We start from the raw sequence: 20,796 nt of genomic DNA on the forward strand, positions 1-20,796 counted from the left end.
CACGCGGGTTAACCGTGTAGCATTCAACTTCGTATTCATAGGACCGAATGTTCGCTAATAAAGCTCCAAATTTTTTCCTAAGACCTTGATTTTTTCTAAATACGCCGGCAGCAGCTTCGCCTCTTTTTTTCCGGTAACAGCCCAATTCAGCTGAAGATACAGCCCTTTCTCGAGTATTCGTTTTGCAAATGCCATCCGGTACAGTTTTAGTGGATCCGTATTAAAGATAACTCCGTGCTTTCTCATCTCATTCGAATATAATTGAACGCAGCGGCGGGTTATATCCTCTTCCTGATCCCCCCATTCTCGGCGGTATGCCAAGAAAACCCCGATCAAATTGACGAGATCAAACCAGCACGGGGCATATTTTGCGCCTTCCCAATCGATGAACTTGATATTCCACGACTTCTCCTTAACATTGTTTGTCGCTATGTTTGCAGTGTGAAGATCTCCATGGATAATGCAGCAGCCTTCATGAACGACCTCCGGGAAATAATCCGGCCCTCTCAGCAGCAGGCCCTTCACGAGTGAGTAGTATGGATTAATCATATCTTTCAACTTGTGGTTTTTCATCGCTTCATCTAAATAAAATAAGGTTAACTTATTTATGTTTTTTCTTTCTTGTCTCATAACCTTGGAATTATATCGAGGCAGCCAATCACCGAATAGTCCCTCATACTGTATAAAGCGTTCATTCATCGTAGAGGAGTGGAGCTTCGCTAATGTCGGAATGATTTTGTCAAAATGATCCGGATTATACTGAACTCGCCCTTTGAGAGGCTCAATGTATTCCATGAACACCCACAAATCGCGTCCGTTCATATTTCGTTTGGTCTTATAGACTAGTGGCATGAACGGTTGAAGCACTTTTTTTCCTTTACGGTATATATTTTTCTCAACCGTGCTTTCCGGCCGGTCTTTTTTGAGCGCTTTCGAAATTTTAAGAATGACGGGAACGCGCTTTTGGTCATGTTCGATTTCAAGTTTCCATATGCTGCTTTTGTAGGAGTCTTTTAAACATTCCATAGTTTGATGAACCCATCTCGCTTCGGCGCCAAAGGACTTGAATGATTGGGGGAAACCCATCTTACGGCATGTTCTTCGAATGAATCGCTTGTCTATTCTACAGGTTCGACTCATTAGTCCTCACTCCATTTTTCGCTTTTAACCATCGTATGTCGAACATAGCCTTACGTATCCATTCCTTCGCCTAACAAACGGAAATGTGCTCAGGCTCAAGCCTTAGTTATATAGAATGCTGCCTGTGTCGTCTAGGCTAAGGTAACAGCCTGTCTCCCATCTTCATAACCTTTAGCAAATCCGGCTTTAAAATCTTCCATGTAGGAATGATCATGCCCTTTGTCATGGATTTGGGATAAAGGCCGGGTTCTGCCGGCCTCAGATCTGGAGCTGTAGCGGCCACCGGCTCGATGGCGCTTTACTGGCTTGCCATGGCGGCGTTTAGTACCTGATGACTTTAGGCTCCTCAGCCCTTTTGCGAATGACTTCTTCCGTGCCATGGGTGAAGCCTTACGATAATTCCTGACCGTTAATGCCGTGTTCATGCCGAATCCTCCTGCAAGGTTCAGTTCGTAGCTTCTAACCCGGCCTCATTGTAAAATAGCTGGCACTCGGATGTTATCCAGGGCGATGCCGGACTGCCTAATTTGTACCGATTTAACGGAATGCCTGTCAACATTTCAGCCATCACGGATTGATAGCCGACAAGCAGCCGAATATTCTCCGCAAGCGTGCGCGCGGTTGTTTCGGAATGAGCCGTAACCTCTGCGATACTTTCCAAAATACTTGCCAGCGCTTGCTGGCTTCTTGCAATGGATGATACCATAGCAATCTTGGCCTCATGTTCCCGTTGTATGCGCGCGATCATGAGTCCGTATCTCCGAAATCGAATGCATCAAATCCCATGGCATCATCTTGTTCAGCATCCGTTCCGAGAATAATTCGCAGATTCCGGCACAGACCGGAGCCTATTTTCGTCAAGCCCTCGATTTGCTCGACAATTTGCTCGTGAATGGATAACGAATCCTTCAACTCTCCCTTGGAACGAGGATATTGAGTCAAGACCCATTGACAAACCTTTTCGGCTTCTACCGCTTTCCCTTGAAGAATGAGATAGGTATTATATTGAATAGTCACGGATGCATCGAGAATCCGCATGAACGATTCCTCTTTACTCACATACATTCCCCCTTAACCAACGAAGTCGGATCCCATTATTCTTCGCCTTGCTCGTTCGCTCTAAGCTCTTTCATTACGATTTCCAAACTGTCTGCCGATGTTTGTTGCAGGTCGGCCATGGCGTTCAAATAAGCAGCAATGCTGCTATTGACTTGTTCCACCTGGGATCCTGACGACCGGCCTCCTAATAATTGTCCCCCTAACGATGGTCCTCCTAACGATGATCCTCCTCGTGAATTCGGTTCTTCGGAGGCTTGGATTTCATGATTCGGTAAGGAATGTATAATTTGAGCCATGCGGACTGCTGCATGACGCTGAGCTTCTAGAATGCGCGCTAATTGCTGCTGGGAGTGCGATAGGTATTCGACCATATCATCTATTTTTTTCTCCACGACATAACTCTCCTTCGCTCATCATATTTTTCAACATATGCTTCGACAAGCTTCCTGGTGCCATGAATAATGCCGTCCTTCGAATCAGGTGAATAGATCCTTAGCCGGCAGCATCGTTCTATATTGCTTCGGAATTCGCCCTAACCATTCGCTTATGCTTTCCTGTAATGATGGAAGCCCCTCATCTAGTCCTCCAACCTCCGTTAACAGCTCGGGGCGGAACAGAGCACAGCACGCATTTAACCGATTATGGATATCCGTTTCATCCCCGGGAAGTACGGGGGTTCCTGACTGTGCAAAACTCACACAAACCGTTTTGATAGCCGGTGCATGTTCCAGCTCATCCATCAGACCGCCGATCCAGTTATCCATAACAGGTGTACAGCCATATAGAATAACTAACTTCTTCCCGTGTGCAGCACGAAGTGCCTTATTAAGAACAACCGCTATGCCTTGACCACTTCTCTCCATAATGTGTCGTACCGCTCCGATCCTGCCGCGCACATATTGCCTCGTTCCTTCCGAGGAGCCGGCATCAGCTATGAGCAGCTCATATGGATGCGGCGTTAAGGCTTCGATTCTTCTGATCTTGCCAATAGCATCTTCGTTTGGATCATGAATGGGGATGATGATGCTGATGCCCTCAAATGAGGATTCTCCGTTTTTTTGTCCGTGTTGAACGCCATAAGAATAGCCAACGATAAATCCATCCTTCCGTCCTTCAACCGGATCAGCTTTGGGAAGAGTCGCCGATAAAGATGTCCGTAAGCGAGCGCCGCGTCTCTTCATCGTAAAAAATCCTTCATATACATTCCGCCTCCCGTTTCTCATCACTGCGTGAGGACCGAATAATCTTTTGGCAATTCATTTCTATTGTATGTTGACTTTCTCGCTTCGTGACGGCATCCACAGGGACCATTCCATTCTCTAAACGTATGATCATCTTCCATATGTAAACAACACTTGATTGGAGTAACATGTTCGTAAATGAGCGTCATGCGGAGAACTCCTTAGTATTCACTTCTGCGGATGATTGCACTAAGGCTCTTTTCGGAACGGCATCTCCATCATGTTGACGAATGGGATCCCCCTGGTTACAAAAAGGATGGGTGGAATCTCGCTTCCCCCCATCCTTCTCCTCCATTATGTTACCATCCGGCCTATTGAGATCCAGTACAGCCAGCCTTCTGAGATCATAGTGCCTGTCGGCCGTGTAATTCCGATGGCTACCTCCGCATGCTGCCGTTTTCGAATGCCAGCTTGAAACACCGGATCACTGCACGATGCCACCACTACATAATGTTCATCTTGATAGGAGGTCTGAAGCGGTATTGTAATTTCGATCGTTTCTTGTTCATCAGAAAAGATGAAGGGGAAATATCCAAACTGCTGAAGTAAAGGCGTATCAGGAATCCCTTGAACCGGATTAAAGGAAAGATGACTCGGTTGAACCGACTCAAGTGCTAGTTTGGAAGAAATAATGGATTCGGATGACAGATGAATACTGTGTACGGCATAATCCTCAATCGCTTCACTTCTTACGCTGCGATGCTGCAGATGGGAAGCACTGATTACATCATCAGCCAACGCGTGATCCATCACATCATTCTCTAAATCTGACCACTTGCCGGAAGTTCCTCTGATGGCTATCTTCTTATTATAGCCATCGTACCGCCGAAAGGGCCTTCCCTTTCTTATCCTGGTGATCCTTCTGGCTTTGTTCACTGTCAGCTCTCTCCTCTGCTTCTAATCGTTACCTTCCTTCATCCTATTCAAGAGAAGGGGCTACTGCCACTGTCGGTTAGATGGTTTGCATCAGGCTGGCCCATCGTTCTGCCGTATGATCCCATCTGAAACGCTGACGCACCGTTTCACGACCAGCCATCCCGATTCGGGTACGCAGATTCTCGTCCTGAAGCAATCCGTTAATCCGTTCGGCAAGCCCGCCAGGAAAATCATCCCTTTGAACCAGGTAGCCCGTCACGCCGTTCTCCACGATCTCCGGAATACCGCCTGCATTCGCAGCGATGACGGGAACTCCTGCAGCCATGGCTTCAACGTTCACGAGCCCAAAGGCTTCCCTCGGCGCCGAGGGGACAACCACAATATCGGCAAGCGAGTACCAGTCTGCAATTGCGGGATAAGGGATAAAGGGGCGGAAAAATACCCATTGGGTATAAGGTCCGGCCGTTCTTTTCAGTTCCCGTACATATGCGGTTTCCCGATCGGATCCGTAGGCCGCACTTCCGATAATAAGCAAAAGAACATCCGGATGCTTGTCAATGATATGAGGCAATGCGGCAATCAGATGGTGAACCCCTTTGTCAGGGATGAGCCGTCCCGCAAACAGAATGATTCGCCGTCCGCTCCATCCGTAATGAGCAAGCTTTGCCTCTCTTAGTGCCTTGGCAGCAGGACTGAAAGCAGGAGTAAAATGATCAAGACTCACACCAAGATGATTAATCGTGATCTTCTCCAGAAGCCCAGCATGTTTTGAAGTGATATCCTCCAGCAGGAAACGGCTGTTCACCACAATGCCGTCCATCCAGCGAGCAATGGCCCCAAAACGCTGCTCGCTCATATACGGAGGTGAAATAAATGTATTGGAGTGAAGATTCAATACGATTTTCACATCCGGCAGATGCATTTTGAGGCGCTGCGCCAGCAGCGGCCGATTGTGAACTTCGATAATATCCGGTCTCCACTTCTGAAGCCTCCGCAGCAAGGAAGGATAATAATTCGTTCCAGATGGCAGGCGGTAGCACGGAACGCCGTTGATCGTGTCTTTTGAAGGGAGCCCTTTTCCCAGTACTCCGAATATGCGCACATCCATGGCACCCTGTGCTAATGGAATGGTCTGCTCTACTACCCGCTCGACGGAGCTGCTCCTCCCCGATGGAATGACAAACGATCCCGGCGTCACAACCGCCACCTTCCGCAAACCCATAACTCCACATCCTTCTCACATCTTATCTATATGAAAAACACCTACTGATATATCAAAGGTTCCCCCTTGACCCGTAGTGTTTCGTTGCCATATCCAAAATGCGCATACCTGTTCATTTGTATGGTTAGATACCTTAACATATACCGAATCAGGGCCTGTTGGTGACTAATTCCCGACAAAGAATAGGCCAACCACGGGCGACACCCGTCCATCCGGGACAATCATCCTCACGCATACGATATGGTACAAAGAGTACAGGATTATGGTGACAAGGAGGGTGACCATGCATCTGGAATATGTCGGCATTCTGCTCAACAACAATACGTATCGCAGAATTTCCAGCGGGAGTATCGGCACTGAATCACTGACCAACTACGAAGAAGCTGCTGCCATGAATGGGTTGGTTCCTTGTTTTTTTACAATCCATCATATTTCACTAGAGACTGGAAAGGTGACTGGTTTTGTTCCGGCTCCAGCTGGATATTCACAAGTGCATATTCCCATCCCACGCGTTATTCATATGCGGGCTATTTATCATAAAAAACAGGAGCAGACGCTGATTGATCAACTGATCAAGCGCGGGGTATTCGTTTATAACGGGCGTACGCGTTACGGTAAAAACGTTATACATCATATGCTGGAACAGGACCAGGGGATATTACCATCCCTGCCTCATACGGTAGAAGCTACCCCTGCCTCGATTCGCTCCATGCTGAGCCAGCACGGGGATCTCGTTCTAAAACCATGCAATGGAAGCATCGGGGTTGGTATTATGCGATTAAAAGGTAACTCTTTTCGCAGTCAATTCACTTACTCCCGCTCATCCCCATCGGCCAAAGGTTGGAGGACGGTTACCTTGCCGCCCGGAAAGCTCCATCCACTGATCTATCAGCGGATTAGGCAAGCTCCATTCGTTGTACAGCAGCGCATACCGCTTGCCGAATATGATGACCGCCCCTTTGATATCCGAGTTACCGTTCAGCGCGGGGGAAGCGGGCGCTGGGAAGTCGCCGGCATGTTCGCCAAAACATCGGCTCCACGAACGTTTGTCTCCAACATTGCTCAAGGCGGCTCAGCCTATCGGGTCCCGGACATACTCGCCCGCTGTATGCCTGGCTTGCCTGTAGGACTTACCATAGAACGAATTGCTGAGTTTTCCCTCCATGTCGCCAAGACGCTGTCCTTGTATATTCCGTACGCAGCTGATTTTGGAATGGATGTCGGCATTACCGAGAATGGAAAGATCTATTTCATTGAATGCAATGGCTGCGATCAACGTTATGGATTTCGGGAAGCCGGAATGGAGGAAGTTTGGAAATACTCATACTACAATCCGATGGCTTTTGCCCGGTATCTTTATGATAACGGGGTCTGGCCGCATTATTGAATGGAAAAAACCAGCCTCCCCCTGAGAACGGGAGAGGCTGGTTCATGACGATTTTAATGGGGAACCTGGGATTTGAAATCCCCTTTACTGGATTGATCTGCATGGTAAAATACGACATCCCCGTCCAGCAGCGTAAATCTCTTGCCATAAGGATCGGTATAGGTTCGACTGTACCCTTCAAGCTGCCACTGATTCATGAGCGGTGCATGAATGTATTGCAGATGGGGCTTGGCCGTATTGCCCTCACGGATCGTCTCGATGTTGAAATTGACCACGATATACCCCTTCTTCAGAAATACAGAGGACTTCTCGTCCAATCGGTTACTCCGCCCATAAGCCGCCAGATCCGTTCCTTTCTTCACTACATAGACGTCGGCGGGAAGACTGTATTCACCGTACCAGCGCTGAACAGCGGCGTTGGCCCGCTCTCCGTCAACGGAGGTTGGCAGCCCCGACTTTGGCCCGATCAATGTTCGAATGCCGGACGGCAGCAGCATCCAGTCAAGCCGGCCTACCCAGGTCTTGCTCTTGCTGATCTTCTCCATATACTGCTTCGCATAGGCCGCCGGGGACATTCCCGCCGGTGCCCCACCGTGGTTGTATAGATACGAAGCGGTATCCTGCAGTTCCTCTTGGGGTACATTGCGCAGCCTTTCATTCAGAATGACGTAACGCTTTTCTGTATCCTGCGGGGAACCGATGCGAATGAACTTCCGGTCTCCACTGTGGTAATACAGATCGACAGGCTGACGTCCGCTGCCGTCTTTATTCACGAAATAAAAGCTCGGCGTAACCGAAATGCCGTCCTGCGCCCCGAACATATTGCCCTTAGTCTTCAAATCGAATTTGAAGTGGTATCCTGTCTTCACGGCCGCATTCTTATACCCCTGTGCCGGATGCTTGCCCGGAGCGATGGGAAGCGTAAAAGGCAGCGCGTTCCCCCGGGCCTCGCCGTCAATGCCGCGGAGTCCTGTCCAATAGGACGCCCCGCTTGGTGACGCGTTCCCTTTTTGTTTGCGGAAGACGGTCTCCCAGTTATAATCGGCAATATCCGTGATATGAAAATCATACACGCGCCCGATCACTTCCACAGGTTCTATATCCGTAGCCACATGGTGGGATAAATTCGTGTTGGCATCGGGCTGCGTCGTATAGTCGGGCGGCGCGTTCTCCGCAATCGTACGGAAGTACACCTGGTAATCGCCTTCATCTACCCACACCGGCAGAAAAAACTCCGTATCCAGCTGTGCCGTCGGGATCGTGATCCAGGTGTCTTTTGGATAGAAAGTGCGCTTGTCGCTGCTGTACACATCGAACGGAAAATAAACCTGCTTCGATCTTACATACTTCGCATAGTCCCGGTTTCCGTATCCCTGAATGTTCCGATGCTGGCCCGAGGTAGGGATGCGTACCGTAAACGGCCGATCCAAGATGAAGGCAGACCGATTCGGATTGGGGGTCGTCTTCTGGTTGTGGGCCTGATCATCCGTTACGGAAGAATAGTTGACGACCGGGGTGTGGACCGTGACGGTGTTTATGGCGTTGACCGGGAACGATTGATGGGACCCGCCATTAATGTTGCCCGGGATGAGCTCGTAATCAATCGTACCGGTGCTCGCCGTATTCGCTTTATTCAACAGCGTACTGCTGATAAGATAGTTTCTGCCGTACAATACGTCTCTTTGAATCGTCGCGGCCGGAGGGATAATCCCTGGAGATGGCGCCGTTCCCTGTGCCCAGCTGTCACTCATGACGGTAGATCCGTTAAATAGGACTTTATCGTTTCTTACCTGGTTTTGGCCCACGGCCGACTCGGCTGCGGACATAAAATCGGTTGTCGGCACCGCCGGTCTGCTTGAACCGCCTGGAACGGTTTCCGTCCCTAAATCCACTTCTTCGCATGAAGCAGGCTCCACATGATCGTCAAGACTCGTGCTGTGATCGGACGTAAGAACGGGAGGTGTGTAACCGGCTGGAGTGAGGCTCACCGAACCGCCTGGTAAAGCATAGTTGCTGACAGTCGTTTTGGACAGCTTATAAACCTCCAGGTTATCGATTTGCCAGTAGGAGTACGGCCTCGTTATCGTCACCTGTTCTTCTACCGGAACCTCTTCTTCCATAGGTTCATCGGGCGTGCCGGGATCATCCGGTCCTGAGCTTGGCGTTCCCGGAATCGTCCAGGTGAGAAGGTATGTTTTTTTGACGGGAACGGTGTAGGTGATCTCCCCCGTCATGTTCGCCCATTGGTTCTTGTACAAATAATTGAGACCAAACACATTGACGTACAGGGATTCCGAAGTCGGTATCCCGTCCAGAACGTCAAACTTTTCTGAATCCCGGTTATCCGCATTAATAACGCCCGTTGCCACGGGGTCCATTACCGTGTGCGAAGTAACAGTTCCCTTTCTCGCAGCACCGATTTGGATCCCGCATGTGTTGGGCGGACCGCCTGAGCCTCCATCTCCACCGCCTCCTCCTCCTCCGTTATTTCCGCAAGATGACCCTGTCCCGACCTGAATCATGGCATCGTCGGTTTCGTCCAGGGCTTGGGCCGTGTCCTTAAAATGAGCCGTAATCGTCGCTTGCCCCGTCGTTGCCACGGCTGTAACCACACCGGAAGCGTTCACGGACATGATGCTGTTATTCGAGCTTCGCCAAGTCAACTTATCGTGTCTTTGCAGATTGTATGTACTTCCGTCTACCTTCGTTAATTTCGCTGTAAGTTGAATGGTACCGCCCGGTGGAACACAGGTCGGACCGGTAATTTCCAGGCTTGATGTTCCATCTGCAAATGTGGCTCGGAGAAGTTTGTCTTTGTACATATAAGTGTAGGAATCAAAGTCTACAAAGAATTTGGAGAAGTACCAGACCTGCTTGGCTCCTGGATTTGCCCAGTATCGGTTGTAAGTGTCGTTGTTGAAAGTCTGGGAGAAGTTAATAATTATTACGTCTAGATCGCTATTCTTGTTCTCTACTTTGGCAACCTCTCCTCCGACAGTACTTGCATCCGTTCTCCCAGTCGTACCATGGACATCTGGAATTAATGTTCTAAAATCTATTTCTATATTAGAAGCCCTCAATTCATCCGATATTGCCCCACTTCGAATCCATGTACCGTTTAAGGTGTTACCTGGCTCGAGTATCAGAAAGGCTTCTGTGCGATTGATCCTTGCTTCTAATTTTGGATCTGTACATCCTGGATACTTAGGCAATTGACGTCCCTGAATTGTTTCTTTCTCAACATTCACATTACATCTCGGATCAGTATTATCCATAATTAATCCAGTTGTACTTGAAGCCTTCCAAAGTTGTCCATAACCGTTACCAGCATCATTCACAGACCATCTATCCCAATAATACACTCCTCCATAATTTGTATTCCCTTGAGATCTTACGTTTAATTTTGTTCCACTCAAAGTATCCTTTCCTGACCAAGTCGTTGAACCAGAGGTAAATCCGTTTATTGCTCTTATTGGTGTATTAGTGGTTTTATTTACCCATTCAAGTTTCTTAATTATCTTTCCTGGCGGTGCATTTACAGTAATTCTTTGAGTTTCTAATTCTTTTTTTGCTGAGAAGACATAACCACTATAATCATAGTCTTTAGAATCGACTACAAATTCATAGCTAATGTCTTTAGTGACTTCATTAGCTGCATTTACTGCTTGTCCAATTGGAATAAAGATAGATAGCAAAATTATTAAACTGAAATTAATTAGTACAAAATGGTACTTCGAGTTTTTTTTCATCTGATCCTAATCTCCTTATTTGATTAGAATCGATCTAGAAAGAGTACTTTGATAAACTCGTGCGCCAGCTGTAATAGTCTCTACTATTACATTCAAATTCCCCCTTGTACTAAACCCCGTTTTGGGAATAACTAAACCATTTACTTGTCTCTTGGAATCCTTCGATTCAATAGCATACGGCATATTCAGATTGGAGCCATTGGGCTTGCCATTATAACCCAAAATATTTAAACTTAATCGATCAAAAGGGTAGGACTTAGGCTTCTTATTTACTACATAGTGAGATTTCAAAATAAGAACGTAAGCCTGCAGGTCATCTGTAAAAACATTGGATTTCGCTCCGAAAACCCACACCATCTTATCTTTACTTGGAAGTAATTTGCGATTTGGATCTTTCGGATCGTTCCAGTCAATAGCTATTAATTCATCCACCTGAGCAACAACAGACCCATCCGGTGCACCGAATTGCAGCTTAGACAACTTCCATGAATCGATACCTACATTTTTGTTATGGTTATCCGGCCCATTAAAAATCTCCGGTGCCACCGAGAAAATATTCGTCTTGTGCCAATACACCTCAGCAGCAGCTACTGCATATTTATCCACGGGAAGCTCCTTGCCGCTTTTTACCTGAAGCAGTCGCTCAATGACCGCAATCGCTTGAGCTCTTGTGGTAGCGCCCGTTGGTGATATTACGCCCGGGGCGGTCCCGGATATGATGCCATCCTTGGATGCAAGATACATCCACTGCTTATCCTCCACATTTTTGTACCCCAGTGCTTTTACCGCCAGTTTGGACATCTCTTCACGCGTCATCCGTTGAGTCAGGTTACCGTCGGCATAATCGCCGGCTTTATAGATCTCTGCCGATTCTGCCGCCGTCACGTAAGGAGCATACCAGGAACCTGAACTTGTAGAAGCTGCCTCAAGCTCCAGGGCCGACACCGCCATTTTGATGAATTCCGCTCGGGATACCTGTTGGTTAGGCAGGAATCTTCTATCCGGGTACCCATCCACATAACCTCGCTGTACCGCATCTTGAATAGCTGCCTGGGCCCAGTGGCCCTGAATATCCGTAAACTGGACAGCCGCGGTCTCACGAGACTCCACCGCTTTGCCGACCGCATTGTCTTGGGCCGCCTCCGCCACGACCGAATTCAAGCTTCCGATGATCACAGTTAGCATCGTTAATACACTGATCAAGATCTTCTTCATGCATATCCTCCTGAAAATCGTTATAGATAAACCCTATGTCATTGCTTCATATCTCCTTTCTACGCCCTTGCTTAGGGACATCTACCGCCAACTCTCACAATTACACAACACTTACAGTTTTGTATGGATGAGAGAAATTGTAGTTATTTTATCATATAATCCACTATTTTGGTATAATATTCCTAACCTGATTCTAGTTGACTAGTTGATTGATCATCTCTATTCACGACCGCAGATGCACCCTAAACATGACAAAACCTCGACGATAGTCACATGAATTTGTGTCCATTCGTTCGAGGTTTAATTGTTACATGTAGTGGAAGTGTTATAAACCGGTTGAGGATTCTTCCCGGTCCCCGGCCTGAATTTCAGCCTTCTCCGCGCTTTGCTTATATACAGCAGCCAACACCTTTTCATAAGCGCTTTCAAATTCATCCGGCAGGATCGGCTTGATTTTGTCCATTACATTCAGCAGTTTAAATAATGCCTGTACCTCCTCTTCCGTTAAACCAAGGGGGTACATTGCAAAATGTCCAATGAAGGTATAGCCGCGGCCGCGGCCTTGGTGAGTGATGGGGATATGCATGGCACTGAGGGCATCCATATCCCGATAAATGGTTCTTTCACTGGTTCCACAGCGTTCGGCAAGCTCCCGAGCAAGTATTCCTGGTCTTGCTTGTACAAGGGTAATGATTCTCATTAGTCGGATCAGTCGGTCTGTCATATGGCATTCTCCCTATCTTTCTAGTAAATTAGACATATTTTTGTTGACTGCTAAATAGTACATTCGACCCTGATATCATTTTTCCTTTTTTATATAGGGATTCTTGTTTCCTGGTTATGACTTAAGTCTAAAGTCCCTTTTCCAGTTCGCATTTTCAGAATAAAACTGCTGATATGTATTCTTATATAGAACACTAAGTTTATAAAGGACTTCGGCCTCCTTTAAATATTCCGGATCTCGAAATCGGGTTGCGTATAAAAGCATCTCATCTGCCTGTCTACGAATCAGATCTTCACCTTGAGTCAAATTCCCCTGTTCCAGTTCTTCTCTTGCCTGCTCCAGGATGAAAGCATTCTGGTATAATTTCAGCACTTTCTCTACCCGGTAATCTGCTTTTCGGTATCTCAACGTCGTATGATTGCTGAATTGAAGCGGTATCGTTCGGGACGGCTGCAAAACCACCTTCTGCTTTAGAACATCCATATAAGTCCATAAGGCAGTAACGATGGGATACACCCCCGATTGACGAGCACCGACACTCAGCTCAAGAACCAATCGCTTGGTTCTTCCTTCGGACAAAGAGCCTAAAGACAACGAGATGTTGCGATCATTCAGAATCTCCCCTTGGCAGCCATACATCTGTTCCACTTGAACGCCTTCCCCTAATTGAAGGTGCAGCTGGACTTCTTCGGCTATGCGCCGACGAAGGCCTTTGGACTGCGTTTTCTGCTTCTGGACACCAGCCCTCCACTCGATCAGCAGAAAGACTTGACTAGTGCCGCCAGCGAACACATGGCTGTGGCTCCATGTATAATCCGAATACAAGCCTGACTGCAATACATCCACCTCTTTCCTCTTCTTCTAATAATGTACCAATAGAGAGGGACATCTTACTGTCACGGAACATATGTTCCCATCCTAATTTCGACAAAAAAAGACCACAGCCCTATGAGCTGTGGTCTTTCGTGGATATGCTTTACTGGCAGTTCCCGTACAAGGAAATCTGCGGCTACCTTCAAAATGCCGTTCCTTTACAATAAAATGGTGTTGACCACGGCAAGCAGCACAACATATATTCCTAAAGCGATCCCAATGAATTTGACCAGCTGGGTTGAGCCGATCCGGTACAACTCGATTGCGGCGGCGCTGTTTGCCGCCAAACCGGTCATTAGAGCAAATACAAGGAGGAAGAAAGCCGGCTTTACCAACAAGAAGCTGAGCAGTCCACTAACGATAAGCACCGCTCCGAACGGCAGCTGGAACGAGCCCATTTTGGCTATGTATTCCTTCATGTCGAGCTTTTGTTTGGTCATCATGTTCCCGGCAAGCCAGAACGAACCCAGCAGGATGACGGTTGAGAACAATCCCAGCAGAAGAAAACGGCTCCCCATCCCGAAATCGCTTAACAAGGCGGACATCATGCCCAGTCCGGAATAGAACATCCGCTTGACTCCAAGGCCGAACAACCAGAAACCGAGGATGCTGGATGCCATCCCGATCAGGCCGTAGATCATGCCTGTTTGATCCCCCCGCATATTCAGGGCACTCATCGGATTTTTCAATAGATTCAGCAGCACCTGACCATCGACTTGAACGGCCGATGAAGTTTTGGCATGAGAGCCTCCGGCCGATGCGGAATCGTGACGCCTATGTTCCTGCTCCGCCGCTGCCGCCGTATATTTCAGAGGATTCGCCGAGATGTCGTTAGCGCATTGATGTGCGACGCCATCCGTTAATTCTTTACCGCAATGAATGCAAAAGCCCATTTTCTTCAAAACTCCTTTTCTCCTGTTATGGTTTATGTATACTGATTCATGTTACGACCTAGTATAAAGGATAAATGTATTATTTTGTAACTGTTTCTGCCATAAAACGTCATATTCAGACGATAATTTCTGTTTGTTTAGGATACTCCCATCCCGCAGCAGAATGAAAACGACTTCGATAGATTAACCCAACCAACGCAAAAAAGCCCGGAGCGTTCTCCGGGTTTTAAAGGCTGCTTATTTGAATATACGGGATCTACTAACCTATCACCGCTGCCGAAGCGGACTTCGTATCTCCCATAAATCTTTCAGTGCGTTGAATGGGCGCGTACGTGACTTTATCGATTAATAAGCCGTTGCCTACGGGCTTTCCATTCACCGTTATCATAATTTTCTTCACGTTGTTATCTTTCATCATAATCGCAATCTCCTTTTATCTGCTAGTTCATTTTATGTTCATTTCGTATGGGATGGCCTCTATGCGCTTGCTTGAATACATTACCCGCCGCATTGGCAAGTTAAACAACTTAGCTGCGAATGGATTCACTTCCCATGCGAATGTGGGTAATATATATTAATAGAAACCTGTCGAAATCTGATTCGTATTTACTATAAATAATCGAATGGTGGTGACCCCGCATGTTTAAGCCGTCAAAATCCAGGCTCATCCAACTTTCTCTTATTCTGCTGGTGGCAGGAATCGCGCTGCCGGCCGGAGGACGGACCGCCAGCGCCAATTATTTCAACAATATGTACGATAATATCCAGCAGTTCACGGGACTCCCCGACGAAATAAACCAGCTTAAGAGCAACTATAACCAAGCCTTGCAAGAGCTTGATAAAGCCAAGATCGCTTCCGAACGGCTGCAGCAGCAAAATCTGACCCTGGCGGAGCAGAACTCCAATCTTGCAGAGCAGAACCAGCAATTAACCCAAATGGTAAGCCAGTTACAGGAGGCTGAAGCCGCACGAAAGCGCGGGGCGGAACGCTTAAAAACGGTAGCGATCACCGCCGTGGCGTTAGCTGCCGGATACTTTGTCATCATTCGCGTCCTGCGATTCGGCATGCGCCGAACGAACCGTTCGAGATAGGACAAGCTCTTATCCAAATCCATCCCATTCAACCAGGCAAAAGGAGGCGCGGCGATGATTATCCGAATGGAAGATGCGGCCGGCAGCGGAGCAGGTCAAGCGGTTACGTTCTCCTTGACGGAGGGGGACACGGCGCATGTCCTTCATCCCGAGCAGATCGTTGCCTATCGTGGACCGTCCTCCGGGCGCAGCGATCGACTTATGAACGTGAAGGGCATCTACCGCAAAAAAAAGCTGATCCGTGCCGACATTACGGGACCCAGCCAGTTTACGGCTGCGCTTCCCCCGGGCTTCAACATGCATGAAATTCAGCTGGAAGGCGAACAGGACATGCTCTATGATTTTCGTCATGTTTTCTTTTATACCCGGTTTGTTACGATGCAGACAAGAATACTGAAAATCAAAAACATGCTGGTCACGCGAGATGCCATTAAGATGAAGTTTTCCGGGAATGGCAGCATCGGCATTCTGACCCAAGGCCCGGTATGCAAAGTCAAGCTGCATCCTACCGAGCCGCTGTATGTGGACGCCGGAAGCATCATCGCCTACCCCGAAGCCGCTAAGCTGGATCTGACCGTATACGGCAATCATCTGGCCAGCCAGCATATGAACTATCACTGGAAGCTGACCGGCGACGGTTATGTGCTGTTTCAAGCGGGACGCCAGAATCAGCGGCTCGTGAACGATTTAAACGACGAAGGCATCATCAAGCGATTCCTGCGGGAAGCAATTCCCTTCGGCGGAGTGTTTATCAAATAATCCGGCCGTGTTATAATGGAGGGCGTAATCGGACCGCATGCCGTTCACGGCTCTCCACGCGGTCACAAGGACAACAGAAGACAATCCATGCGCCTATTATCGGTGCGTGGGAGAGGTTCGTGAACTCCCTCTATAAAAAACTATCGTGTCTTATTCGGTGTTACACCCTAAGAATAAGGCTTGTTTTTTTACGGATTCAGTTCAATGAACTTCTCTTTCTTCTACGGGATCGGCCCTCTGGGGCTGCTCTTAAATTATGAAGGATGAGAGGTTTTTTTATGCTTAAAAATGAAAAAGCAGTCGTTGTTTTCAGCGGGGGGCAAGACAGCACCACCTGCCTGTTCTGGGCGAAGGAACGCTTCGCCGAAGTGGAAACCGTAACATTCGATTATGGCCAGCGCCATAAGCTTGAAATAGAATGCGCTGCACAGATTGCCAAGGAGCAAGGCGTGAAGCAGACGGTGCTTGATATGAGCCTGCTTAATCAGCTGGCACCGAATGCATTAACGCGCAGCGATATCGAGATCGCCGAAGGCGACGGCTTGCCTACAACGTTTGTGGATGGCCGGAACCTGCTGTTCCTCAGCTTTGCCGCCGTGCTGGCCAAGGGAGTCGGAGCGAAGCATCTGATCACGGGCGTATGTGAGACGGATTTCAGCGGTTATCCCGACTGTCGGGACAGCTTCATCAAATCGCTCAACGTTACGCTGAACCTGGCCATGGATTACCCGTTCGTCATTCATACCCCGCTCATGTGGCTCGACAAATCCGAAACCTGGGAGCTTGCCGACCAGATGAATGCGCTCGAATATGTTCGCGATCATACGTTAACCTGTTATAACGGCATCAAGGGAGACGGCTGCGGGGAATGTCCTGCATGCAAGCTGAGAAAAGCGGGGCTCGACAAGTATATGCAGCGCCGTAACGGCATCTCCGAGAGGGGGCGCCTGGTATGAGCCGCGAGCCCGGGGCTTTCCGCATTGTAGAGCATCTGCAGAAGCTTGGCGAAGACATCGATGCCGGAAGCCTGCGTTACCATCGGAAGCGGGTGCTTGTTTCCAAAGAGTTTACCTTCGATGCTGCGCACCACCTGCATTGCTATGAGGGAAAATGCAAAAACCTGCATGGCCACACGTATAAAGTGGTTTTTGGTATCAGCGGAACTCCAAACGAGGTCGGCATTACCGTGGATTTTGGAGACATCAAGGATTGCTGGAAAACGAGTATCGAGCCTTACCTGGATCACCGTTACCTGAACGAGACCTTGCCTCCGATGAATACGACAGCAGAGAACATGGTGGTCTGGTTGTTTGAGAAAATGGAGGAGGCCCTCCGCAGCAGAGAATCCTACGAGCAACAAGGCATGCGAACGGAGTTTGTTCGCCTGTTCGAGACGCCGACCAGCTACGCTGAGGTCAGACGGGAGTGGATGATCCATGAATAATGTGCATGAAACGCCTGTTACGGATTCAAACGGGGGCTCCTCCCCTGCCATGACGGTGGAACGTCCGATTCCCGTGATGGAGATTTTCGGTCCTACCGTTCAAGGCGAAGGCATGGTCGTTGGCCGCAAGACGATGTTCGTTCGGACGGCGGGCTGCGACTATCGCTGTTCCTGGTGCGACTCCGCATTCACGTGGGATGGTTCCGCAAAGGACTCCATCTCTTTGTTGAGTGCTGATGAGATTTGGCAAGAGCTGTACCGGCTGGGCGGAGAACGCTTCGATCACGTCACCCTGTCTGGCGGCAATCCCGCTCTTCTTCCCCAGCTTGGAGCGCTTGTGGATGAGCTGCATCGGTACGGAATTACCGTTGCCGTGGAGACTCAAGGCTCACGCTGGCAGGACTGGCTGAATCATATCGATGAAGTCACCATTTCCCCCAAGCCGCCAAGCTCGGGCATGGATACGGACTGGGGCAAGCTCGACGATATCGTCTCGCGTTTATCCGCCCGTCCGCCCGGCAGAACCTTCAGCCTGAAGGTTGTGGTCTTTGACGATAAGGACTTAACCTACGCGGAAACGGTCCATGAACGATACCCGAACGTACCATTTTACTTGCAGACCGGTAATCCCGATGTAGGCACAGGGGACACGACTTCGCTTGTCTCCCATCTGCTGGACCGGTACGAGTCGCTTGTTGATGCGGTCATGCAATCCGACCGGTTAAACGATGTGCGCGTCTTGCCGCAATTGCACACGCTCGTCTGGGGGAATAAACGCGGCGTATAGCACGGCATCAAGAAATTACCAATGATCTGATGAAGCATGAATGAATATAAATGAAGGAGTTATCATATATGGCTGGAAGACAAAAAGAAGAAATGGAAGACGTTACCCTGCTCGGCAACCAAGGCACGAAATACACGTTCGAGTATGATCCCGGCATTCTGGAGAGCTTTGACAATAAGCATCCCTACCGCGACTATTTCGTCAAATTCAACTGTCCCGAATTTACAAGCTTATGCCCGATCACAGGCCAGCCTGACTTTGCAACCATCTACATCAGTTACATTCCGGATATCAAGATGGTGGAGAGCAAGTCCTTGAAGCTGTACCTGTTCAGCTTCCGCAATCACGGGGACTTTCATGAGGATTGCGTCAATATCATCATGAATGACCTGATCAAGCTGATGGATCCGAGATATATCGAGGTATGGGGCAAATTCACCCCGCGCGGCGGCATTTCCATCGATCCGTACTGCAATTACGGTCGCCCAGGAACCAAATACGAGGAGATCGCCGCGAATCGTCTGATGAACCATGACCTGTACCCCGAAAAGGTGGATAATCGGTAAGAAACCACCTTTATGGCTGCGTCATGATATTTTCCGAGATATTAAGAAAAAGGGATGTCCGCGCATGGCGGGCATCCCTTTTTGTCGTGTCGATCCGTATATCATCCTTGAATTACAGCGGATATTCCATATTCCGAAGACGGTAATGAACACGCCGCTTCTTGTAGAGCATTTTCCCGGCTTCGGCCACATCGCTTATGGTGCCTTTGTTGCTGATCGAACCGAATACGATCCCGGCGATCGGAATCAGCTGAAACAGCTTTTTCATCCCGAAGTTATCGGTATACGACTGGACGACTTCACGCCAGCCCTGCAGCTGCGAGAAGACCTGCTCCGTCGCCTGGACGTCGTCAAAACTGGCAAGCTCCTCAAGCACCGCTTTCTTTCCGACGATGTCGGCGGATGCAAACTGCAGGCATTTCACGATAAACACCCGCTCCCGGGGATCGTTCGGATCATACCCGTAACAAAGGGCCATCTCCTGGAGCACCTTGAGCGATTGACCGAGCACCATGGGCAGATCGGCCGCTATCGTAAATACGCCTCCGATTCCCGTTGCCGCCCCTTGGGCCGCCGCGAATTTGACCCGCTTTACCGTCAGCGTATCCGCTGCCGCATCCATGACCTGGAGCGGCAATTTCGCGGCTGCTGCCAGCGTAAGTCCGGAAGCCACCGCCTGCTCTTCTCCGTTCCCAGCCCCGCCCGACCCCGCCTCGCCGGATTTCGCGGAAGGGTCGTTCACCGCGCCTGAACCATCCAATCCAGCGGTCTGAGCCAGTACGTTCATGACCGACTTCTCGCGAACCAGATGCTTCCCGCCGCTTTGAATAAATCCGCCGACCTCGTTCAAGGCGCTTCCGATTTTCTCTTGAACAGCCTTGGGCGTGAGGCGATCCAGCAGCATAAAGGGAATTCTTCCGAGCTTCTCCCAGAACATGACGTCCTTCTGCTCCTTCTCCCATTTCAAAATCTCTTGAAGCTGCGACTCCAGCTGTTGTCGTGATTCCATCTCTGCCATCCTCACTACTCCTCTATCCGAATTAAACGATCTATGAAGGTTATACGCGTAAAATTGAAGAAAGGCGCAATAAATTTCAAATTGAATCTTACAACAGCATTCGCAAGGCAAACAAAAAAAGAGATCGACCCTGATCCGGCCGATCTCCCTTTGCTTTCGTTAGCCGACATGAAACGGCAGCAACGGATATGAACTTTATTTGCCCAAAAATGCGTTCAGCATCCACGAATGCTTCTGCACATCGCTCACCATACCGGTCAACAGATCAGCAGTTGCATCGTCGCCCTCTTGGTTTGCTGCCTCGATACCGGACTTGAGCTCTCCGGCCACTTTCTCGAAATCCGCAACCAGCTGTCCGACCATCTGCTCGGCCGTGTTTTCATTCGAAACCTCCTGCAGCGTCGTCAGCTTCAAATATTGAGCCATGCTGGCGGCCGGTTTGCCGCCGATGGCCAGCATTCGCTCTGCCAGCTCATCCACATAACCGGCGGCCGTGTTGTACAGCTCCTCGAATTTCTCGTGCAGCACGTAGAACTGAGGGCCTTTCACATACCAATGATAATGGTGCAGCTTCACGCCAAGCACACTCCAGTTGGCTACCTGCGTATTCAGTATCTGTTGAAGTTCATCGGTTGTTCCTTGCGCTTGTTGGGTTAAGTTACTCATCTATATCGTCTCCTTTGATATTGTATTTAGACTTATTCTAATTCCTTGAATTAATCATAACAGATTCCTGTCTCTTTTGCAAAGA

Annotated in this window: 23 protein-coding genes; 7 read left to right on the forward strand and 16 right to left on the reverse strand. The window is 48.9% G+C overall.

Going from position 1 to position 20,796, the window contains the following annotated elements:
* Nucleotides 1–54 precede the first annotated feature (54 nt).
* The 8 genes from HMPREF9412_RS11390 to HMPREF9412_RS11425 form a co-directional block, all read right to left on the reverse strand.
* Complete coding sequence (locus HMPREF9412_RS11390) at nucleotides 55–1,026, reverse strand: aminoglycoside phosphotransferase family protein (protein WP_009591709.1); 972 nt, start codon at nucleotides 1,024–1,026, stop codon at nucleotides 55–57.
* Nucleotides 1,027–1,271: 245 nt separating this feature from the next.
* A complete protein-coding gene (locus HMPREF9412_RS11395) occupies nucleotides 1,272–1,565 on the reverse strand; it encodes a hypothetical protein (RefSeq protein ID WP_036671944.1) in 294 nt (97 codons plus the stop codon).
* Between the two features lie 20 nt (nucleotides 1,566–1,585).
* The gene (locus tag HMPREF9412_RS11400; protein ID WP_015733940.1) at nucleotides 1,586–1,888 is read right to left on the reverse strand and encodes a hypothetical protein; all 303 of its coding nucleotides are present in this window, start codon (nucleotides 1,886–1,888) and stop codon (nucleotides 1,586–1,588) included.
* The gene (locus HMPREF9412_RS11405) at nucleotides 1,885–2,199 is read right to left on the reverse strand and encodes a hypothetical protein (protein WP_009591657.1); all 315 of its coding nucleotides are present in this window, start codon (nucleotides 2,197–2,199) and stop codon (nucleotides 1,885–1,887) included. The genes HMPREF9412_RS11400 and HMPREF9412_RS11405 overlap by 4 nt, the downstream gene beginning before the upstream one ends.
* 35 nt (nucleotides 2,200–2,234) lie before the next feature.
* Nucleotides 2,235–2,591, reverse strand: a complete 357-nt coding sequence (locus HMPREF9412_RS11410; protein ID WP_015733939.1) for a hypothetical protein — start codon at nucleotides 2,589–2,591, stop codon at nucleotides 2,235–2,237.
* An 84-nt stretch (nucleotides 2,592–2,675) separates the two neighbouring features.
* Nucleotides 2,676–3,380, reverse strand: a complete 705-nt coding sequence (locus tag HMPREF9412_RS11415; protein ID WP_009591719.1) for a glycosyltransferase family 2 protein — start codon at nucleotides 3,378–3,380, stop codon at nucleotides 2,676–2,678.
* A 354-nt stretch (nucleotides 3,381–3,734) separates the two neighbouring features.
* The gene (locus tag HMPREF9412_RS11420) at nucleotides 3,735–4,316 is read right to left on the reverse strand and encodes a WIAG-tail domain (protein WP_009591589.1); all 582 of its coding nucleotides are present in this window, start codon (nucleotides 4,314–4,316) and stop codon (nucleotides 3,735–3,737) included.
* A 76-nt stretch (nucleotides 4,317–4,392) separates the two neighbouring features.
* The gene (locus tag HMPREF9412_RS11425; RefSeq protein WP_009591728.1) at nucleotides 4,393–5,538 is read right to left on the reverse strand and encodes a glycosyltransferase family 4 protein; all 1,146 of its coding nucleotides are present in this window, start codon (nucleotides 5,536–5,538) and stop codon (nucleotides 4,393–4,395) included.
* A gap of 283 nt (nucleotides 5,539–5,821) precedes the next feature.
* Here HMPREF9412_RS11425 and HMPREF9412_RS11430 point away from each other — a divergent pair, with 283 nt between their 5' ends.
* Entirely contained in the window at nucleotides 5,822–6,925 is a 1,104-nt protein-coding gene (locus tag HMPREF9412_RS11430; RefSeq protein ID WP_009591621.1) for a YheC/YheD family endospore coat-associated protein, read from the forward strand.
* 53 nt (nucleotides 6,926–6,978) lie between these two features.
* Here HMPREF9412_RS11430 and HMPREF9412_RS11435 read toward each other — a convergent pair whose 3' ends face one another.
* The 6 genes from HMPREF9412_RS11435 to HMPREF9412_RS32875 form a co-directional block, all read right to left on the reverse strand.
* Nucleotides 6,979–9,747, reverse strand: coding sequence for a DUF5704 domain-containing protein (locus tag HMPREF9412_RS11435; RefSeq protein WP_254664033.1), 2,769 nt, complete (start codon nucleotides 9,745–9,747; stop codon nucleotides 6,979–6,981).
* Between the two features lie 942 nt (nucleotides 9,748–10,689).
* The gene (locus HMPREF9412_RS11440) at nucleotides 10,690–11,889 is read right to left on the reverse strand and encodes an S-layer homology domain-containing protein (RefSeq protein ID WP_009591705.1); all 1,200 of its coding nucleotides are present in this window, start codon (nucleotides 11,887–11,889) and stop codon (nucleotides 10,690–10,692) included.
* A gap of 325 nt (nucleotides 11,890–12,214) precedes the next feature.
* Complete coding sequence (locus tag HMPREF9412_RS11445; RefSeq protein WP_009591580.1) at nucleotides 12,215–12,613, reverse strand: helix-turn-helix transcriptional regulator; 399 nt, start codon at nucleotides 12,611–12,613, stop codon at nucleotides 12,215–12,217.
* 114 nt (nucleotides 12,614–12,727) lie between these two features.
* Entirely contained in the window at nucleotides 12,728–13,459 is a 732-nt protein-coding gene (locus HMPREF9412_RS11450; protein ID WP_009591746.1) for a hypothetical protein, read from the reverse strand.
* 185 nt (nucleotides 13,460–13,644) lie between these two features.
* Complete coding sequence (locus HMPREF9412_RS11455; protein ID WP_009591628.1) at nucleotides 13,645–14,379, reverse strand: hypothetical protein; 735 nt, start codon at nucleotides 14,377–14,379, stop codon at nucleotides 13,645–13,647.
* A gap of 259 nt (nucleotides 14,380–14,638) precedes the next feature.
* The gene (locus HMPREF9412_RS32875) at nucleotides 14,639–14,797 is read right to left on the reverse strand and encodes a hypothetical protein (protein ID WP_009591751.1); all 159 of its coding nucleotides are present in this window, start codon (nucleotides 14,795–14,797) and stop codon (nucleotides 14,639–14,641) included.
* 221 nt (nucleotides 14,798–15,018) lie between these two features.
* Between HMPREF9412_RS32875 and HMPREF9412_RS11460 the strand changes: the two genes are divergently transcribed.
* The 6 genes from HMPREF9412_RS11460 to queF all read left to right on the forward strand — a co-directional run bounded on the left by HMPREF9412_RS11460 (nucleotide 15,019) and on the right by queF (nucleotide 19,027).
* Nucleotides 15,019–15,471 (forward strand): cell division protein ZapB, encoded by a 453-nt coding sequence (locus tag HMPREF9412_RS11460; RefSeq protein ID WP_009591693.1) that lies wholly within the window; start codon nucleotides 15,019–15,021, stop codon nucleotides 15,469–15,471.
* A 54-nt stretch (nucleotides 15,472–15,525) separates the two neighbouring features.
* Nucleotides 15,526–16,230, forward strand: coding sequence for an AIM24 family protein (locus HMPREF9412_RS11465; RefSeq protein ID WP_009591651.1), 705 nt, complete (start codon nucleotides 15,526–15,528; stop codon nucleotides 16,228–16,230).
* Nucleotides 16,231–16,508: 278 nt separating this feature from the next.
* Nucleotides 16,509–17,186 (forward strand): 7-cyano-7-deazaguanine synthase QueC, encoded by a 678-nt coding sequence (gene queC / locus HMPREF9412_RS11470; protein ID WP_009591701.1) that lies wholly within the window; start codon nucleotides 16,509–16,511, stop codon nucleotides 17,184–17,186.
* The gene (gene queD / locus HMPREF9412_RS11475; RefSeq protein ID WP_009591644.1) at nucleotides 17,183–17,674 is read left to right on the forward strand and encodes a 6-carboxytetrahydropterin synthase QueD; all 492 of its coding nucleotides are present in this window, start codon (nucleotides 17,183–17,185) and stop codon (nucleotides 17,672–17,674) included. The genes queC and queD overlap by 4 nt, the downstream gene beginning before the upstream one ends.
* A complete protein-coding gene (gene queE / locus HMPREF9412_RS11480; protein ID WP_009591611.1) occupies nucleotides 17,667–18,461 on the forward strand; it encodes a 7-carboxy-7-deazaguanine synthase QueE in 795 nt (264 codons plus the stop codon). Before queD ends, queE begins: the two co-directional genes overlap by 8 nt.
* A gap of 68 nt (nucleotides 18,462–18,529) precedes the next feature.
* Nucleotides 18,530–19,027: a preQ(1) synthase gene (gene queF, locus HMPREF9412_RS11485; RefSeq protein ID WP_009591586.1), complete on the forward strand. Its 498-nt coding sequence runs from the start codon at nucleotides 18,530–18,532 to the stop codon at nucleotides 19,025–19,027.
* Nucleotides 19,028–19,139: 112 nt separating this feature from the next.
* On the opposite strand, the gene HMPREF9412_RS11490 is transcribed toward queF, so the two are convergent.
* Nucleotides 19,140–20,045 carry an EcsC family protein gene (locus HMPREF9412_RS11490; RefSeq protein WP_009591699.1) on the reverse strand — a complete coding sequence of 302 codons (906 nt, stop codon included), beginning with the start codon at nucleotides 20,043–20,045 and terminating at the stop codon, nucleotides 19,140–19,142.
* Between the two features lie 195 nt (nucleotides 20,046–20,240).
* On the reverse strand, nucleotides 20,241–20,711 hold the full coding sequence (locus HMPREF9412_RS11495; RefSeq protein WP_009591755.1) for a Dps family protein: 471 nt from the start codon (nucleotides 20,709–20,711) through the stop codon (nucleotides 20,241–20,243).
* Nucleotides 20,712–20,796 lie beyond the last annotated feature (85 nt).

This window comes from Paenibacillus sp. HGF5 (genome assembly GCF_000204455.1).
GTDB lineage: Bacteria > Bacillota > Bacilli > Paenibacillales > Paenibacillaceae > Paenibacillus_AQ > Paenibacillus_AQ lautus_A.

Excerpts from the sequence above, each read along its gene's own strand:
- HMPREF9412_RS11390 (WP_009591709.1), bottom strand. The coding sequence starts at position 1,026 with ATGGAATGTTTAAAAGACTCCTACAAAAGCAGCATATGGAAACTTGAA.
- HMPREF9412_RS11395 (WP_036671944.1), bottom strand. The coding sequence starts at position 1,565 with ATGAACACGGCATTAACGGTCAGGAATTATCGTAAGGCTTCACCCATG.
- HMPREF9412_RS11400 (WP_015733940.1), bottom strand. The coding sequence starts at position 1,888 with ATGATCGCGCGCATACAACGGGAACATGAGGCCAAGATTGCTATGGTA.
- HMPREF9412_RS11415 (WP_009591719.1), bottom strand. The coding sequence starts at position 3,380 with ATGAAGAGACGCGGCGCTCGCTTACGGACATCTTTATCGGCGACTCTT.
- HMPREF9412_RS11425 (WP_009591728.1), bottom strand. The coding sequence starts at position 5,538 with ATGGGTTTGCGGAAGGTGGCGGTTGTGACGCCGGGATCGTTTGTCATT.
- HMPREF9412_RS11430 (WP_009591621.1), top strand. The coding sequence starts at position 5,822 with ATGCATCTGGAATATGTCGGCATTCTGCTCAACAACAATACGTATCGC.
- HMPREF9412_RS11435 (WP_254664033.1), bottom strand. The coding sequence starts at position 9,747 with ATGTACAAAGACAAACTTCTCCGAGCCACATTTGCAGATGGAACATCA.
- HMPREF9412_RS11440 (WP_009591705.1), bottom strand. The coding sequence starts at position 11,889 with ATGAAGAAGATCTTGATCAGTGTATTAACGATGCTAACTGTGATCATC.
- HMPREF9412_RS11445 (WP_009591580.1), bottom strand. The coding sequence starts at position 12,613 with ATGACAGACCGACTGATCCGACTAATGAGAATCATTACCCTTGTACAA.
- HMPREF9412_RS11455 (WP_009591628.1), bottom strand. The coding sequence starts at position 14,379 with ATGGGCTTTTGCATTCATTGCGGTAAAGAATTAACGGATGGCGTCGCA.
- HMPREF9412_RS32875 (WP_009591751.1), bottom strand. The coding sequence starts at position 14,797 with ATGATGAAAGATAACAACGTGAAGAAAATTATGATAACGGTGAATGGA.
- HMPREF9412_RS11460 (WP_009591693.1), top strand. The coding sequence starts at position 15,019 with ATGTTTAAGCCGTCAAAATCCAGGCTCATCCAACTTTCTCTTATTCTG.
- HMPREF9412_RS11465 (WP_009591651.1), top strand. The coding sequence starts at position 15,526 with ATGATTATCCGAATGGAAGATGCGGCCGGCAGCGGAGCAGGTCAAGCG.
- queC (WP_009591701.1), top strand. The coding sequence starts at position 16,509 with ATGCTTAAAAATGAAAAAGCAGTCGTTGTTTTCAGCGGGGGGCAAGAC.
- queD (WP_009591644.1), top strand. The coding sequence starts at position 17,183 with ATGAGCCGCGAGCCCGGGGCTTTCCGCATTGTAGAGCATCTGCAGAAG.
- queE (WP_009591611.1), top strand. The coding sequence starts at position 17,667 with ATGAATAATGTGCATGAAACGCCTGTTACGGATTCAAACGGGGGCTCC.
- queF (WP_009591586.1), top strand. The coding sequence starts at position 18,530 with ATGGCTGGAAGACAAAAAGAAGAAATGGAAGACGTTACCCTGCTCGGC.
- HMPREF9412_RS11490 (WP_009591699.1), bottom strand. The coding sequence starts at position 20,045 with ATGGCAGAGATGGAATCACGACAACAGCTGGAGTCGCAGCTTCAAGAG.
- HMPREF9412_RS11495 (WP_009591755.1), bottom strand. The coding sequence starts at position 20,711 with ATGAGTAACTTAACCCAACAAGCGCAAGGAACAACCGATGAACTTCAA.